Raw genomic sequence first — 15444 nt, forward strand, 5'->3', positions numbered from 1 at the left:
AGCCGTGACCCGCGCTCGAGCGCCACGATTCACCGCGCCGTCGACGCTCTGCGTCGGCGGCGACCGGATCTCGACGTCCGCGTCGCATTTCTCGATCTGTCCGAGCCCGGCGTCGGTCAGGTGGTCGACGACCTGGCCGGTGCCGGACACCGACGCATCGTCGCCGTTCCGATGTTGCTGGGCAAAGCCTTTCACGCGAAAGTCGATCTGCCCGAGCTGTTGCACGCAGCGAGGACGCGACACCCGCACGTATCGATAGCGCAGGCCGACGTTCTGGGAGACGACCGACTCCTCATCGAGGCAGTTCGCGATCGGATCGTCGATACCGGTGTGGCGGTCTCCGATTCGACTGTCGGCATCGCCCTGGCAGCCGTCGGCTCCTCGGTGGCACCGGCGAATCAGCGCACCCGAGTGATCGCACAGAAACTGCTCGCCGGAACGGGCTGGGCCGGAGCCGTGACCTGCTTCGCGACGTCGGTCTCCCCGTCCCCCACCGATGCGATCGCACAGCTGCGCACACTGGGAGCCGACCGCATCGTCGTTGCACCCTGGTTCCTGGCCCCGGGACTGCTCACCGACAGGATCGAAGCGTCGGTCGCAGGCCTACCGAACGTGGCGCATGCCGAGGTCATCGGAGCGCATCCGGCGCTGGCAGATCTGGTGTCGCGGCGCTACGATTCCGCAATCTCAATGGGTCGTTCTGCAGGCTCCACTCCTGTGGCACGCACTGTGTCGACAGAACCGAACGTCCTACCGCACCGGTTCAGCGAACCGGTGCACCAGCAATCGCATCGGCATCGCTAGCGTCCGCAATTTTCGGCACCCGAGTCGCTCGCGCGTACACCGTCTCGCCCTCGCGAAGACCGAGCGCCTCACTGTCACCGCGGGTGATCTGCGCTGCGAACAGTTCACCGGTGGCCGCATTCTTCATTTCGACCTTCACCTCGAAGCCGAGGTGTACCACCCGCTCGACGACGGCCCGCGTCACGCCTGCCGATTCGGCCGTCCCGCTGGCCTGAGCCTGCGCCAACGACGGATCGCGCCCGACGCGAATGTCGTGCGGCCGCACCAGAAGTCCGTTCAGCTTGGCGACCTGACCCAGGAACGACATCACGAAGTTGTTGGCCGGGCGATCGTAGAGATCCTCCGGGCTGCCGACCTGCTCGATCCGGCCCTTGTTGAGCACCGCGATCCGATCGGCGACATCGAGCGCCTCCTCCTGATCGTGAGTCACCAACACGGTGGTGACGTGGACCTCGTCGTGCAGTCGACGCAGCCACGTACGGAGATCGGCACGCACCTTGGCGTCGAGCGCGCCGAATGGCTCGTCGAGCAGCAGCACCTGCGGGTCGACGGCGAGTGCGCGGGCCAACGCCATGCGCTGTCGCTGGCCACCGGACAGCTGCGCCGGGTAGCGACTCTGGAATCCGGCGAGCCCGACGATCTCGAGCAACTCGTCGACCTTCTTGGCGATCTCGGCCTTGGGCCGCTTGCGAATCTGCAGGCCGAAGGCGACGTTGTCTCGCACTGTGAGGTGCTTGAACGCGGCGTAGTGCTGGAAGACGAATCCGATCTCGCGGCGCTGCGGGCTGACCCACGTGACGTCCTGGCCTGCGAGCACCACACGGCCGGAATCGAGTTGTTCGAGCCCGGCGATGGAGCGCAGCAGCGTGGACTTTCCCGAGCCACTGGGCCCGAGCAGCGCCGTCAACGATCCCTTGGGAATGTCGATGCTGACATCGTCGAGCGCTGCGAAGTCGCCGTAGTGCTTGTTGGCACCGACGACGGAGATCTCGATCTCGGGGGATGTGTCGGTCATTACTTCGTCCTCTTCTTGTCGAGGGCCGTCATCAACAACAGCACGACGACGGCGATCGCCATGAGCAGTGTGGACGCGGCATACGCGCCCTGTTGATTGAAGTCCTCGTACCGTGAATTGACCAGCAGAGTGAGCGTTTGGGAGATGCCGGGCAGATTGGTCGAGACCATGATGACCGCACCGAACTCGCCGAGCGAACGTGCGACGGTGAGTACGACGCCGTACGTGAGGCCCCACCGGATCGCCGGAAGAGTGATGCGCCAGAACGTCTGCCACGACGACGCACCGAGCGTCGAGGCGGCCTCCTCCTGCTCCTCACCGATTTCGTAGAGCACTGGTTCGACCTCGCGCACGACGAACGGCAGGGTGACGAAGATCGTCGCGATGACCATGCCGGGCAGCGCGAAGATGACCCTGAAGCCGAGGCTTTCGACCCCGCCGAACCATCCGTTGGCACCCCACAGCAGGATCAGCGCGACGCCGGTGATGATGGGCGACACCGCAAAGGGCAGATCCACGATGGCTTCCAGGACACCCTTGCCTCGGAACCGTCCTCGCACGAGCGCGAGGGCGGTGACCACACCGAACACGATGTTGATCGGAACCACGATCGCGACGATCAACAACGACAGCTGCAGTGCCGACTGCGCGGCCGGTGTGGTGATCTGCTCCCAGAACGCGACGACGCCGTCCTCGAACGTGCGAAACAGAATGGCGCCGAGCGGAAAGAGCACCAGAACTGCGAGGTACAGCAGAGCGACGGTACGCAGCGTCAGTTTGATCGGCAGACCGATTTTCACGAGATCTGCTCCTCACGGCGAGCCAGGCGATTTCCTGCCACGCGAAGCACGAACAACACCGCGAAGGCGATCGCCAGCAGCACCACGGAAATCGCCGCGGCGTCGGTGGTTCGGTCGTATTCGATGAGCTCACGGATGTACTGCGACGCGACCTGCGTGTCGTTGGGGATGTTGCCTCCGATGAGCACCACCGACCCGAACTCGCCGATCGCGCGGGCGAACGCGAGACCGCCGCCCGACAGCACGGCGGGCAACAGCACCGGCAGGACGATGCGACGGAAGATGGTCCAGTTGTTCGCGCCGAGCGACGCTGCCGCCTCCTCGACGTCCTTGTCCAGTTCGATCAGCACCGGTTGCACCGCGCGCACCACGAACGGCAACGTGACGAACAGCAGCGCGACGATCACCGCAGGCTTGGTTGCGTTGAACACCAGTCCGATCGGACTCGCCGGTCCGTAGAGAGAGAGCAACACCAGGCTGGCCACGATGGTCGGCAACGCGAACGGCAGATCGATCAGGGCGTTGACGAATCGCTTACCCGGGAACTCGTCCCGCACCAGGACCCACGCGATCAGGGTGCCCAGGAACAGATTGATCACCGCGGCCGCAACGGAGACCAGGAGGGTCACCTTGAACGTGGCCACTGCACGCGGCACGGTGACCGCATCCCAGAAGCCGGCCAGACCGTTGTCGAAGGACTGAACCGTCAACGCGGCCAACGGAAGCAGCACGATCACGCTGAGCCACAGTACGGCGACTCCGAGACCGAGCGGGCCCACAGATCCCGGACCCCTGAACTTTCGGCCTTCCCGCCCGGCACGAAACCGTGGTCTCGTGCCGGGCGAGACGGTCGAACCCGCTTCTGCGGCTTCGGTGGTCGAAGATGACATCGATCTCTACCGAGTACTTTCCTGATAGATCGTCGTGATCGCACCGTTGTCGCCGAACAGGTCGGCATCCACCTGGGTCCAACCACCGAGATCATCGATCGTGTACAGCTGGTCGGGGGTGAAGAACTTCTCGGAGTACTCCGACGCGATGTCCGGGTTGGTCGGCCGGAAGCCTGCCTCCGCCCAGATCTTCTGGCCCTCGTCGGTGTAGAGGAAGTCGTTCAGAGCGTTGGCGCGATCGAGATTGGCGCTGTCGTTGATCACTGCCACGGGATTGTCGATGCGGAAGGTGACAGGAACGTCGACGTGCTCCACCTCCTGTCCCTGTTCCTCGATCAGGAGCGCTTCGTTCTCGTAGCTGAGCAACGCATCACCCTGTCCCTGCAGGAAGGCTTCGGTTGCGGCGCGGCCGGATTCGGGCTGAACCGGGAAGTGATCGGCGACGAGGGTACGAACGAAGTCGAGACCGGCCTGCTTGTCCTGCCCGCCGTTGCTCTTCGCCGCGTAGGGGGCGAGCAAGTTCCACTTGGCCGAACCCGAGCTCAGTGGGCTGGGGCTGATGACCTGAACGTCCGGCTCGAGCAAATCGTCCCAGGTGCGGATGTTCTTGGGGTTGCCCTTGCGTACGACGACGGTCACCACGGAGCCGAACGGCACTCCGCCGTAGGCATTCTGATTCCAGCTCTCGTCGACCTTGCCTGCCTGCACCAGACGGGTGATGTCGGGCTCCACCGAGAAGTTGACGATATCGGCGGGGGCACCGTCGGCCACCTTGCGCGACTGGTTGCCGGACGGGCCGTAGTCTGCGTTGATCGCCGTTCCGTCCCCGTCCTCGGTTGCGGCGAAAGCCGGACCGATTGCGTCCCAACCATTCTTGGGGACGGCGTAACCCACCAGAGTCAATGCGGGGCCGCTCGCGGTGTCCGGCTCACCGCCGACGACGTCGCTCGAGCCACCGTTGCATGCTGTGAGTAGAAGGGTTCCCACAGCCGCGAACGTGGTCAGCAGGTAGCGAGAGCTGTGCCTCATCGAGAAAAGGCCTTTCATGATGGTGTGCAGTGAGTACGAGCTGGGCACGGTCGACCTCCCCGAAGTCGAACCGGAGCACCACCGCAGCCGCGTGTCATCGCGGGATCACCGTGGACGGCAGAGAGTAGGTCGTGAACCGCCCGACCGCGAGAAGTAGACGCGTGGGCAACGGATCGACGGAACCGATTCGACGAGGGAAAGAATCAACAACAGTCGATATCGGCCACTGCCAGCATGCCTACAGCAATCAACGCCAACTGATGGCGGACGCGGTACTCGGCGGCAGAAGACACGGTCAGAAATCTAGCAGAGGATCCGGACCGACTCTAATCGGCTATCGAGTGAGCAACCAGGCGATGACAACCAGCACCAAGAGCGCGATGAGCGCCAACGTGACCCGAGACCGTGGCATTACTGTCCATCCTTCGTCGTAGTGGTGGCCGCACCCGTCAGCTCCGCGTCACGAGCGGCCCGTGCATCACGCCCGAGCAGGTGCAGAACCACCGCGAGCACGCGATCGAACACACGCGCCAGCAGGAACGCTGCAGGCACGATGACCAGCAGCACGACTACCGACTGTGGCACGAACGGCAAACCCGTCACCCACAGTTCGACGCCGTCCCACCAGCGTGCGATCGATTCCACCCTCGCAGCTTAAACCAGCTCGTTCCGCTCTCACGCCACGCCGACCGACGACCAGCAGTGGACGCATGCCATGTATCGGTCGATGATTACGCCATGACGGCATACGAAGATGTTTCGCCAGTGCCCCCTGTGGCCGACGAGCCCCCCATGGGGTCGGGGCACCCAGGTTTGGGTGGGATCGAGGTTCAGGGAGCGTTGGGCAGCACCGACTCACCGGTGTCCACTCTGACGTCCTATCGAAGTGCCTTTCCGCCGATCGACGACTACGCATTCCTCTCGGACTGCGAGACGACCTGCCTGATCGCTCGCAACGGATCGGTCGAATGGATGTGCGTGCCTCGTCCTGACTCCCCCAGCATCTTCGGAGCGGTTCTCGATCGCAGCGCAGGCCATTTCCGGGTCGGGCCGTACGGTCAATCGGTGCCCGCGGCGCGTCGGTATCTCCCCGGTGGCCTGATCGTCGAGACGACGTGGCAGACCGAAACCGGTTGGCTCGTGGTCCGCGATGCACTCGTCATGGGACCGTGGCACAACACCGATCAACGCTCTCGTACTCACAAGCGCGCACCGAGCGACTGGGACGCCGAACACATCCTGCTGCGCACCATCAAGTGCGTCAGCGGCACTGTCGAACTCGAGATGAGCTGCGAGCCGGCCTTCGACTACCACCGCGCGCCTGCGAAGTGGGAGTATACCGGCAAGGTGTACGAGGAAACCACCGCCACCTGCGAGGCCAGCGCGGGTGGTGATCAGCCCACGTTGAAGCTGACCACCAACCTCCGCATCGGCATCGAAGGACGCGAAGCCCGCGCCCGCACCCGAATGACGGAGGGCGACAACGTGTTCGTCGCTCTGTCGTGGTCGGATCTGCCTGCGCCGCAGACGTTCGAGGAGGCCGCGGACAAGATGTGGCGCACGTCCGAATGCTGGCGCCAGTGGATCACGATCGGCCGGTTCCCCGATCACCCGTGGCGGGGCTACCTGCAGCGCAGCGCCCTGACCCTCAAGGGTCTGACCTACGCCCCCACCGGTGCACTGCTGGCTGCGTCGACCACATCACTTCCGGAAACGCCCGGTGGAGAACGTAACTGGGACTACCGCTACACGTGGGTACGTGATTCGACGTTCGCACTGTGGGGCCTCTACACACTCGGACTCGACCGCGAGGCCAACGACTTCTTCGCCTTCATGTCCGATGTGGCGACAACGGCGAACGGCGAGGTCAATCCACTCCAGGTCATGTACGGCATCGGCGGCGAAAAAACGCTTGACGAGAGCGAGCTGCCACACCTGTCCGGATACGACGGCGCACGTCCGGTACGTATCGGCAACGGAGCCTACGACCAAGAACAGCACGACATCTGGGGCACGATGCTCGACTCGGTGTACCTGCACGTCAAGTCGCGCGAGCACGTCCCCGAATTCCTGTGGCCCCTGCTCAAGCGCCAGGTGGAGGAGGCGATTGCCAACTGGCGCAAGCCCGATCGCGGCATCTGGGAGGTGCGCGGTGAACCGCAGCACTTCACGTCCTCGAAGCTCATGTGCTGGGTTGCGCTCGACCGCGGAGCCAAGCTCGCCGACATCCACGGCGAGACGGAGTATTCGGCCAAATGGAACGAGATCGCCGACGAGATCAAGGCGGACATTCTCGAGAACGGCACCGATTCTCGGGGTGTCCTCACTCAGCGCTACGGTGACCCGTCGCTGGATGCGTCACTGCTGCTGGCACCGCTGCTTCGATTCCTGCCTGCCGAGGACGAACGTATCCGCGCGACGGTGCTCGCCATCGCCGACGAGTTGACCGAGGACGGCCTGGTCCTGCGCTACCGAACCGACACCACCGACGACGGTCTGGCGGGTGAGGAAGGGACGTTCACGATCTGCTCCTTCTGGCTCGTATCCGCGCTGGTAGAGATCGGCGAGCTCCCTCGCGCCAAACACCTCTGCGAGCGTCTGCTGGGGTACGCGAGCCCACTCAAGCTCTACGCCGAGGAAATCGACCACCGCACCGGCCGTCATCTCGGCAACTTCCCGCAGGCGTTCACTCACCTCGCACTCATCAACGCGGTGGTGCACGTCATCCGCGCCGAGGAAGCTCAGGTGGCAGGGCACTTCCAGCCTGCCCACTCCAACCCCTGAGCGCGAGGGCTCAGCGGCCGAGTTGCCTCGCCCATTCGGCGACCAGCTCGGCCGCGGGCTTCGCCTGCACACGGCGAAAACCGGTGCCGGCCCACATCGACAGTCCCGACGGATCGCCCGCCGCCGCGGCCTTCGCCCGCATCGGCGCGGTCAGGTAGTGCAGATCGGGATACGCCAGCGGTGCCGCTTCGGAGTTCTCCCGCATGAACTCGTTCACCAGCCCCCGCGCCGGTCGTCCGGAGAACGCCTTGGTCACCGCGGTGTCGGGAGCAACCGTCAGTTGCTCCCGGTGCACCGGCTTGGTGCCGGCCTCGGGTGTGTTCAGAAGCGCGGTACCGAGCTGCGCGGCATGCGCGGCACCCGAATCCAGCAGCGGCGCAATGTCGTTGCCATCCATCAGTCCGCCCGCGGCGATTCGCGGTAGATCGGAGATCTCCCGCACTGCGGTCAGCAGTTCGGTCAGCGGCTCGTCGGGAGCCGAGCCGTCGAAGGTGCCTCGATGCCCGCCCGCTTCGGGTCCCTGCACCACGAGCGCGTCCACACCGTTGGCGGTGGCCACAGAGGCGTCCGACGCGGTGGCGACGGTAGCCCACACCTCGGTCCCAACGGCATGCAATTGAGCGACCTCGTCCGCGTCGAACGTCGCGAACGTACTCGACACCAGCGGTACCGGGTGCGCGAGCAGCCAGGCGAACTTCTCGGCGTAGAAGTCGTCACGTCGCACCAGCTCCCCAGGCTCTGCGTCGAAACGCTCGAACCAGGACGCAAGGTGCTCGGCATAGGACTCCACATCCGCACCCGATGGCTCCTCGGGCAGGAACAGATTGACGCCGAACAGCAGACCGCGCACCGAATCGATCTGCGTCGCAAAGGCTTCGGGTGTCAACAGTGCACCGGCGATCATGCCGAGCCCACCCGCCTCCGATACGGCGCGCGCGAGTTCGGGAGTACTCGGGCCGCCTGCCATCGGCGCACCGACAACGGGAACACGCAACTGCTTCAGAATCGGCGTCGTCACAGCTTCGAAATGTACTCGCCCGCAATTCGCGACCGAGTTCGGTGGGGACCGCGCGCCCCTACTGCCGACTGCGCACCCCTGCTCCGATGCGAGCGGGGGCGCGCGGTCGACAGAAAAGGTGTGAGGTTGCTGTCGGCAACCAGGAGCTGCCCTACTTCTTCGGCTTGTCCGACGAGGATTCCGAGGACAGTGCGGCGACGAAGGCTTCCTGCGGCACCTCGACGCGACCGATCGTCTTCATCCGCTTCTTGCCTTCCTTCTGCTTCTCGAGCAGCTTGCGCTTACGGCTGATGTCGCCGCCGTAGCACTTGGCCAGCACGTCCTTGCGGATCGCGCGGATGTTCTCGCGGGCGATGATGCGAGAGCCGATGGCGGCCTGGATCGGCACCTCGAACTGCTGACGCGGAATCAGTTCCTTGAGCTTGGTCGTCATCTTGTTGCCGTAGGCCGCGGCATTGTCCTTGTGCACGATCGCCGAGAACGCGTCCACGGCCTCACCTTGGAGCAAGATGTCGACCTTGACCAGCGCACCGGCCTGCTCGCCGATCTCCTCGTAATCGAGGCTGGCGTATCCACGCGTTCGGGACTTCAGGATGTCGAAGAAGTCGAAGATGATCTCCGCCATCGGAATCGTGTAGCGCAGCTCGACTCGGGTCTCGGACAGGTAGTCCATGCCGCCGAGCTCTCCGCGTCGTCCCTGGCACAGTTCCATGATCGAACCGATGAACTCGCTGGGCGAGATGATGGTGCACTTGACCATCGGCTCGAACACTTCCCGTGCCTTGCCCTCGGGCCAGTACGACGGGTTGGTGACGATGTGCTCGGCACCGTCTTCCATCTCGACGCGGTAGACCACGTTCGGTGAGGTGGAGATCAGGTCCAGGTTGAACTCTCGCTCGAGCCGCTCGCGGGTGATCTCCATGTGCAGCAGACCGAGGAAGCCGCAGCGGAAGCCGAAGCCGAGCGCCACCGACGTTTCCGGCTCGTACGTCAGGGCCGCATCGTTGAGCTGCAGCTTCTCGAGAGCATCGCGCAGGTCGGGGTAGTCCGAACCGTCGAGCGGGTAGAGGCCCGAGTACACCATCGGACGGGGCTCGCGGTAGCCGGTCAGCGGCTCGGTCGCGCCCTTGCGGAAGGTGGTGACGGTATCGCCGACCTTGGACTGGCGGACGTCCTTCACGCCGGTGATGAGGTAACCCACCTCGCCGACGCCGAGGCCCTTGGTCGCTTTCGGATCGGGTGAGACGATGCCGACCTCGAGCAGCTCGTGCGTGGACCCGGTCGACATCATCGTGACCTTCTCGCGCGGATTGAGTGCACCGTCGACGACGCGGACGTAGGTGACGACGCCGCGGTAGGTGTCGTAGACCGAGTCGAAGATCATCGCGCGGGCAGGCCCGTCGGGATTGCCGACAGGTGCCGGAACCAGCTTGACGACCTCGTTGAGCAATTCCTCGACGCCCACGCCGGTCTTGCCGGACACACGCAGCACGTCGTCGGCCTCACACCCGATGATGTGGGCGATCTCGGCGGCGTAGCGGTCCGGGTCGGCGGCGGGCAGGTCGATCTTGTTGAGCACCGGGATGATGGTGAGCTCTTTGTCGAGAGCCAGGTACAGGTTCGCGAGCGTCTGCGCCTCGATGCCCTGCGCGGCGTCGACGAGCAGCACCGCTCCTTCACAGGCCTCGAGTGCACGCGATACCTCGTAGGTGAAGTCGACGTGGCCGGGTGTGTCGATGAGGTGCAGGACGAATTCGTCGCCGTCGACGACCCACGGGAGCCGGACGTTCTGTGCCTTGATGGTGATGCCGCGCTCGCGCTCGATATCCATCCGGTCCAAATACTGAGCACGCATCGACCGGTCGTCAACGACGCCCGTGAGCTGCAACATCCGGTCGGCCAGCGTCGACTTGCCGTGGTCGATGTGGGCGATGATGCAGAAGTTCCTGATCCTGGACGGATCGGTGAACGTCGTGTCGGCGAAGCTGGGCACTCGTATCCTTCGGCTGGCGTGTTCGAAATGAGCGAACGGGTTTCCCTATCGTCCCACGCCGAGAACGGTGCGCCGTCCCCGGCTGTCCGACTCGGGTGTTCACGTCGCCGCGGTTCGGGCGATGAGCAGCAGGGTCTGCATCGCTACACTCGCCGCATGGCTGGCAACTGGAGCAGATTCGGCAAGGAACTGGGCAAGATCGCGATGCGCGAGGGTCCGCGGCTGCTGCGTCAATTGCAGAAGTCCGGTGCGGTGCAGAAGGGCAAGGACGCGATCAGCGGGACGGCGACGCGCACATCCGGTCCGGCACCTCGTCCGGGCCGCCCCGTGGCGTCGCAGACCAGCCTACGGCACAACGCGCCCGCACCATCGAGTACTCCCCCGACCTGGACGGCAAGGCCGACCCCGGCGAAATCGTCTGGACCTGGGTCACCTACGAAGAGGACGCCAGCCAAGGCAAGGACCGTCCCGTTCTGGTCGTCGGACGCGAGGGCAACGATCTGCTCGGCCTGATGTTGTCGAGCCAGAGCAGCCGCGACGGAGACCGTGACTGGCAGTCGATCGGGTCCGGGTCCTGGGATGCCGAAGGCCGACCGAGCTGGATTCGTCTGGACCGAGTGCTCGACGTGCCCGAGGACGGCATCCGACGCGAGGGTGCCATTCTGAGCAAGCCCCAATTCGATTCCGTCGCAAACAGATTGCGCCGAGACTTCGGCTGGAACTGACCGTCGTGCGCGTTGCGTAGCCACAGCTACGCAAAACGCGCACGGCGTCAGGCGAGGCGGGTGATTTCCACGACCACGTCGAGAGCCGTCGAACCGCCGCCGGAGAAGATGCCCTTGAGCGGTGGCACGTCGGCGTAGTCGCGGCCGAGTCCGACCGACACATGCTGCTCGTTGACGGCGATGGCGTTGGTCGGGTCGTAGCCCCACCACGCGCCGGTCCAGGCCTCGATCCACGCGTGGCTCTGGCCCTCCACCGTGGCACCGATCGCAGCCTGCTTCTTCGGGTGCAGGTAGCCCGAGACGTAACGGCTGGGGATACCGACGCTGCGCAGCATCAGCAACGTCAGGTGGGCGTAGTCCTGACAGACGCCCTTCTTCTCCGACCACGCTTCCACGGCCGAGGTGTGCACGCCGGTGGTGCCCGGCACGTAGGACATCTCCTGGTTGACCCAGTTGGAGATCTCCACCACCGATTCCTGCGGCGGTAGGCCCTTGGACAGCTTCTTCGCCACCGACGCGAGTTGCCTGTTCTTCGGCACGTACTCGGTGTTGTCGAGGACCTCGTTGAAGCGGTCGATGACCTGGTCGCCCGCGAGTTCCTCCCAGGAGGCGTTCTCGTCCGGGTAGACGAAGGGATCGGTCTCGACCACCGAAGATCCGGTGACCTCGAGCTCGGTGTGCGGTGCGTGCAGGTCGAACGCCGTCACCGCGGTGCCCCAGTAGTCGGTGTAGCGGTAGGAACGCGTCACCGGGTTGGTCTCGACTCGGTTCAGAATCACGTTCTGCCGATTGTCACTTCGCGGCGTCAACCGAGCCTCGTTGTACGACGACGTCACCGGTGCGTCGTACTGATAGCCCGTGGTGTGCACGACACGCATACGCCAGCTCACAGTTCACCTTCCAATTGATCTTCGAATGTTCCGGAGCCGGCGTCCGTCCATGCAACCCACGGAGCAGCGTGGAAATACTGCTTGGAGATCGCATCACCGAGTTCACGGCAGGTTTCCTGCAGGGAGAGCAGGCGCTCCTGCAGATCGTCGAGAATTTCACCGGGACGGAGGAATTCGAGTTCGCTACGAGCGCGGCCGAGGAGGCGCTGCGCTTCGGCGCGCGCACCGACTCGACTGTTGGGCTGATGGTCGAGCTGATCGAGCGAACGTTCCGCCTCGTTGAGTGCGTAGAACACCGATCGCGGAAAGAGCCTGTCCAGCAACATGAATTCGAGAACTCGCTGGGCATCGAGCGCGCCGCGGTAGGTGCGCAGGTAGGTGTCGTGGGCACCGGCGGAGCGAAGCACAGTGACCCAGGCCGGCGACGACGGCCGGTCACCGGCTCGCGAGAGCAACAGCCGAACGATCATGTCGATGCGCTCGACCGAGCGACCGAGCAGGAGGAAGCGATAGCCGTCGTCGTGACTGAGGGTGGAGTCCGCGAGACCGGCGAACATTGCGGCGCGCTCCTCGATGTAGCTGAAGAACTCGGCCGGGCCGGTGCGCTTGGACGCCTGATGCGCTCGTTGAGCCCGTTGTACGTGGTGTTGAGGCACTCCCACATCTCGCTGGACGTGACTTCTCGTGCACCACGGGCGTTCTCACGCGCGCTCGACAGCGAGTCCACGATCGAACCCAATCCGTCGCGGCTGAAGGCGACGACCTCGGTGAGCGACCACACGTCGAGTGAGACGTCCGGCTCGTGCTTGAACCCGAGCACTCGCAACAACACTCGCGAAGTGTGGTCGGGATCGACCGTGGCGTCCTCGAGAAGCTGGTGGACGGTGACGTCGAGAATGCGGGCCGTGTCGTCCGCTCTCTCGACGTACCGCCCGATCCAGTAGAGCGACTCTGCGTTGCGCGCGAGCATTTACTGTCCACCGCCGTTCGAGTCCGAGTTCGTTGCCTGCTGTTGTTGCTGCTGTTGCTGTTGCTGATTCATCTGCTGGTCCATCGTCAGCTCCGGGCCCTGTTCGGCCATCGGCGACTCCGGCGGAACGCTGACGATCTCCTCGCCGGCGAGTTCCTGCTCCTCCTGAGAGGTTCGGGTGGCGAGCACCCAGGTGTCCTTGCTGCCACCGCCCTGGCTCGAGTTGACCACCAGGGATCCCTCCGGCAGCGCGACCCGGGTCAGGCCGCCGGGCAGCACCCAGACGTCGTCGCCGTCGTTGACCGCGAACGGCCGTAGGTCGACGTGACGGGGTACCAGGCGATCGCCGATCTTGGTCGGCACCGTCGAGAGCTGCACGACGGGTTGGGCGATCCAGCCGCGCGGATCTGCGCGGACCTTCTTGCTGATGGTGGCGAGTTCCTTCGGCGAGGCGTCGGGTCCGAAGACGATGCCGTAGCCGCCGGAGCCTTCCACCGGCTTGATCACCAGTTCGTCGATGCGATCGAGAACTTCCTCGCACTCGTCGTCGAGCCAGCACCGGAACGTGTCGACGTTCGCCAGCAACGGCTTCTCGCCCATGTAGTAGTCGATGATCGTCGGGACGTAGGTGTAGACGAGCTTGTCGTCGCCGACGCCGTTTCCGACGGCACTCGAGATGACGACGTTGCCTGCGCGGGCGGCGTTGACCAGACCTGCCACTCCCAGGACCGAGTCGGGGCGGAACTGCATGGGGTCGAGGTAGTCGTCGTCGATACGTCGGTAGATGACGTCGACCTGACGCTCGCCCTCGGTGGTGCGCATGTAGACGATGTTGTCTCGGCAGAACAGGTCTCGTCCTTCGACGAGCTCGACGCCCATCAGCCGAGCGAGCAGCGAGTGCTCGAAGTACGCCGAGTTGGCAACGCAGGAGTGAGAACCACCACGGTCGGGTCGGCCTCGTTGAGGGCGGCCGATGCGCGCAGTGCCCGCAGCAGGTGCGAGGCGTAATCGCCGACGGCGCGGACGCGGTGGCTGGCGAACAGGTCGGGGAACACCCGGGCCATGGTGCGCCGATTCTCCATGACGTAGGACACGCCCGACGGCGACCGCAGGTTGTCCTCGAGCACTCGGAAGGTGCCCTGGGCGTCACGGACGAGGTCGATGCCGGCGACGTGGATGCGCACACCGTTGGGCGGTGTGATGCCGACCGCCTCGCGGTGGAAGTGCTCACAGGAGGTCACCAGCCGCTTGGGTACCACGCCGTCTCGCAGGATTTCCTGATCGCCGTAGATGTCGGCGAGGAACATCTCCAGGGCTTTGACACGCTGCTTGATGCCGCGCTCGAGTCGTGACCATTCACCCGCTGCGATGACGCGGGGAACCTGGTCGAGCGGGAAGGGGCGTTCCTGGCCGGACAGGGAGAACGTGATGCCCTGGTCGATGAAGGCTCGTCCCAGCGCATCGGATCTCGCGTCCAGGTCCACCGCGTTCGCCGGGGCGAGTGCGGTGTGGATGCCCTTGTACGGAGTTCGGGTGCGCCCGTCCGCGTCGAACATCTCGTCGAAGGCGAGACTGTACTTCCCGACGTCGGAGTATCCCCCGAACACCCCGTCGGCCTCGGGTTCGACGCGATCCGCTGTCTTGGTTTTGGTCGCTTTGGCCTTGGTGGCGGCATGCGTTGCCGATCGCGGACTCATTCTGGCCATGTTGCTACAGAGACAGGAGTTAGGCGCGGTAGAAGCGTTAATTTCTTGAAACGCATCGTCACCCCACTCCGGATTGGGTTCTGGCCGACCGTACTGGTATTCTCGATCTTCGGCGCAGGGCTCCAACGCTCAGCAGCAGACTTCGGGCATTCCAGCATGGATCGCCCTGACCGGAATACCGACGAAGACGACAAGGATTTTACGCGTGGCCAATATCAAGTCCCAGAAGAAGCGGATTCTCACCAACGAGCGTGCACGCCTGCGCAACCAGTCGGTGAAGTCATCCCTTCGTACCGTCATCCGCTCGTTCCGCGAGGCACAGGCTGCGGGCGACAAGGACAAGGCTTCCGAGATTCTTCTCGATGCAGGCCGCAAGCTCGACAAGGCCGCCAGCAAGGGCGTCATCCACAAGAACCAGGCCGCCAACAAGAAGTCGGCACTGGCTCTCGCAGTCAACAAGCTCTGATACATCACTGAGCTCGATCGAGCCCGCCGCATCCGACGAGGATGCGGCGGGCTTTTTCGTGCGCTGGGCTTTTCCGTGCGCAGTGCAGTTTGCCGACGCTACCTACCCAGTGATGCGACCTCCGCCACTGCTTTCTCCACTGCGTAGTCCGCGTCCGCTGCTTGGCCTTTGACGTCGGCGTTGAGCTGCGCCACCACGCGCAGCGCCTGGGCGATGGATCGGCCGTTCCACCACGCGCCTGGCCCTGCGCCTTCTTGATCTTCCACGGCGGCATACCCCAACTCCCCCTGCCATTCGGAACGGGTCGCCGCGGCCGGCCGAACCCACCAGCGCAATGGTGCGGACGGCATCTGC

The 15444-nt window shown here is 64.6% G+C and carries 12 protein-coding genes and 4 pseudogenes; 4 read left to right on the forward strand and 12 right to left on the reverse strand.

The window, feature by feature from the left end:
• On the forward strand, nt 1–804 hold an 804-nt coding region (locus tag RHBS_RS13025; protein ID WP_187298476.1), incomplete at its 5' end, for a sirohydrochlorin chelatase.
• On the opposite strand, the gene RHBS_RS13030 is transcribed toward RHBS_RS13025, so the two are convergent.
• From RHBS_RS13030 to RHBS_RS13050, 6 genes are all read right to left on the reverse strand, one after another.
• Nucleotides 764–1819, reverse strand: coding sequence for a sulfate/molybdate ABC transporter ATP-binding protein (locus RHBS_RS13030; RefSeq protein ID WP_121869499.1), 1056 nt, complete (start codon nt 1817–1819; stop codon nt 764–766). The two genes, RHBS_RS13025 and RHBS_RS13030, sit on opposite strands and share 41 nt — an antisense overlap.
• Entirely contained in the window at nt 1819–2619 is an 801-nt protein-coding gene (cysW, locus tag RHBS_RS13035; protein ID WP_121869498.1) for a sulfate ABC transporter permease subunit CysW, read from the reverse strand. Before cysW ends, RHBS_RS13030 begins: the two co-directional genes overlap by 1 nt.
• Nucleotides 2616–3509 carry a sulfate ABC transporter permease subunit CysT gene (cysT, locus tag RHBS_RS13040; protein ID WP_183130122.1) on the reverse strand — a complete coding sequence of 298 codons (894 nt, stop codon included), beginning with the start codon at nt 3507–3509 and terminating at the stop codon, nt 2616–2618. Before cysT ends, cysW begins: the two co-directional genes overlap by 4 nt.
• A gap of 6 nt (nt 3510–3515) precedes the next feature.
• Nucleotides 3516–4538 (reverse strand): sulfate ABC transporter substrate-binding protein, encoded by a 1023-nt coding sequence (locus RHBS_RS13045; protein ID WP_121872329.1) that lies wholly within the window; start codon nt 4536–4538, stop codon nt 3516–3518.
• Nucleotides 4539–4741: 203 nt separating this feature from the next.
• The gene (locus RHBS_RS32240; RefSeq protein ID WP_310180897.1) at nt 4742–4831 is read right to left on the reverse strand and encodes an Ms4533A family Cys-rich leader peptide; all 90 of its coding nucleotides are present in this window, start codon (nt 4829–4831) and stop codon (nt 4742–4744) included.
• 118 nt (nt 4832–4949) lie between these two features.
• Nucleotides 4950–5183: a hypothetical protein gene (locus RHBS_RS13050; RefSeq protein WP_121869496.1), complete on the reverse strand. Its 234-nt coding sequence runs from the start codon at nt 5181–5183 to the stop codon at nt 4950–4952.
• Between the two features lie 147 nt (nt 5184–5330).
• Here RHBS_RS13050 and RHBS_RS13055 point away from each other — a divergent pair, with 147 nt between their 5' ends.
• Nucleotides 5331–7322, forward strand: coding sequence for a glycoside hydrolase family 15 protein (locus RHBS_RS13055; protein ID WP_237669195.1), 1992 nt, complete (start codon nt 5331–5333; stop codon nt 7320–7322).
• A gap of 10 nt (nt 7323–7332) precedes the next feature.
• Here the strand turns inward: RHBS_RS13055 and RHBS_RS13060 are convergent, their stop codons facing one another.
• Nucleotides 7333–8340 (reverse strand): nitronate monooxygenase, encoded by a 1008-nt coding sequence (locus tag RHBS_RS13060; RefSeq protein ID WP_121869494.1) that lies wholly within the window; start codon nt 8338–8340, stop codon nt 7333–7335.
• Between the two features lie 151 nt (nt 8341–8491).
• Complete coding sequence (gene lepA / locus RHBS_RS13065) at nt 8492–10339, reverse strand: translation elongation factor 4 (RefSeq protein WP_374700594.1); 1848 nt, start codon at nt 10337–10339, stop codon at nt 8492–8494.
• A 150-nt stretch (nt 10340–10489) separates the two neighbouring features.
• On the opposite strand from lepA, the pseudogene RHBS_RS13070 reads away from it, so the two are divergent.
• Nucleotides 10490–11058 (forward strand): annotated as a pseudogene (locus RHBS_RS13070) (type II toxin-antitoxin system PemK/MazF family toxin).
• Between the two features lie 47 nt (nt 11059–11105).
• Here RHBS_RS13070 and RHBS_RS13075 read toward each other — a convergent pair.
• The 3 genes and pseudogenes from RHBS_RS13075 to RHBS_RS13085 form a co-directional block, all read right to left on the reverse strand.
• Complete coding sequence (locus RHBS_RS13075; protein ID WP_183130120.1) at nt 11106–11948, reverse strand: transglutaminase family protein; 843 nt, start codon at nt 11946–11948, stop codon at nt 11106–11108.
• Nucleotides 11945–12918: pseudogene (locus tag RHBS_RS13080) on the reverse strand (alpha-E domain-containing protein). The gene RHBS_RS13075 and the pseudogene RHBS_RS13080 overlap by 4 nt, the downstream one beginning before the upstream one ends.
• Nucleotides 12919–14474: pseudogene (locus RHBS_RS13085) on the reverse strand (circularly permuted type 2 ATP-grasp protein).
• 355 nt (nt 14475–14829) lie between these two features.
• Here RHBS_RS13085 and rpsT point away from each other — a divergent pair.
• Nucleotides 14830–15090, forward strand: a complete 261-nt coding sequence (rpsT, locus tag RHBS_RS13090) for a 30S ribosomal protein S20 (RefSeq protein ID WP_027497522.1) — start codon at nt 14830–14832, stop codon at nt 15088–15090.
• 98 nt (nt 15091–15188) lie between these two features.
• On the opposite strand, the pseudogene RHBS_RS13095 reads toward rpsT, so the two are convergent.
• A pseudogene (locus RHBS_RS13095) lies at nt 15189–15444 on the reverse strand (DNA polymerase III subunit delta); the annotation flags it as partial.

It is taken from the genome of Rhodococcus sp. BS-15 (genome assembly GCF_000813105.1).
GTDB lineage: Bacteria > Actinomycetota > Actinomycetes > Mycobacteriales > Mycobacteriaceae > Rhodococcoides.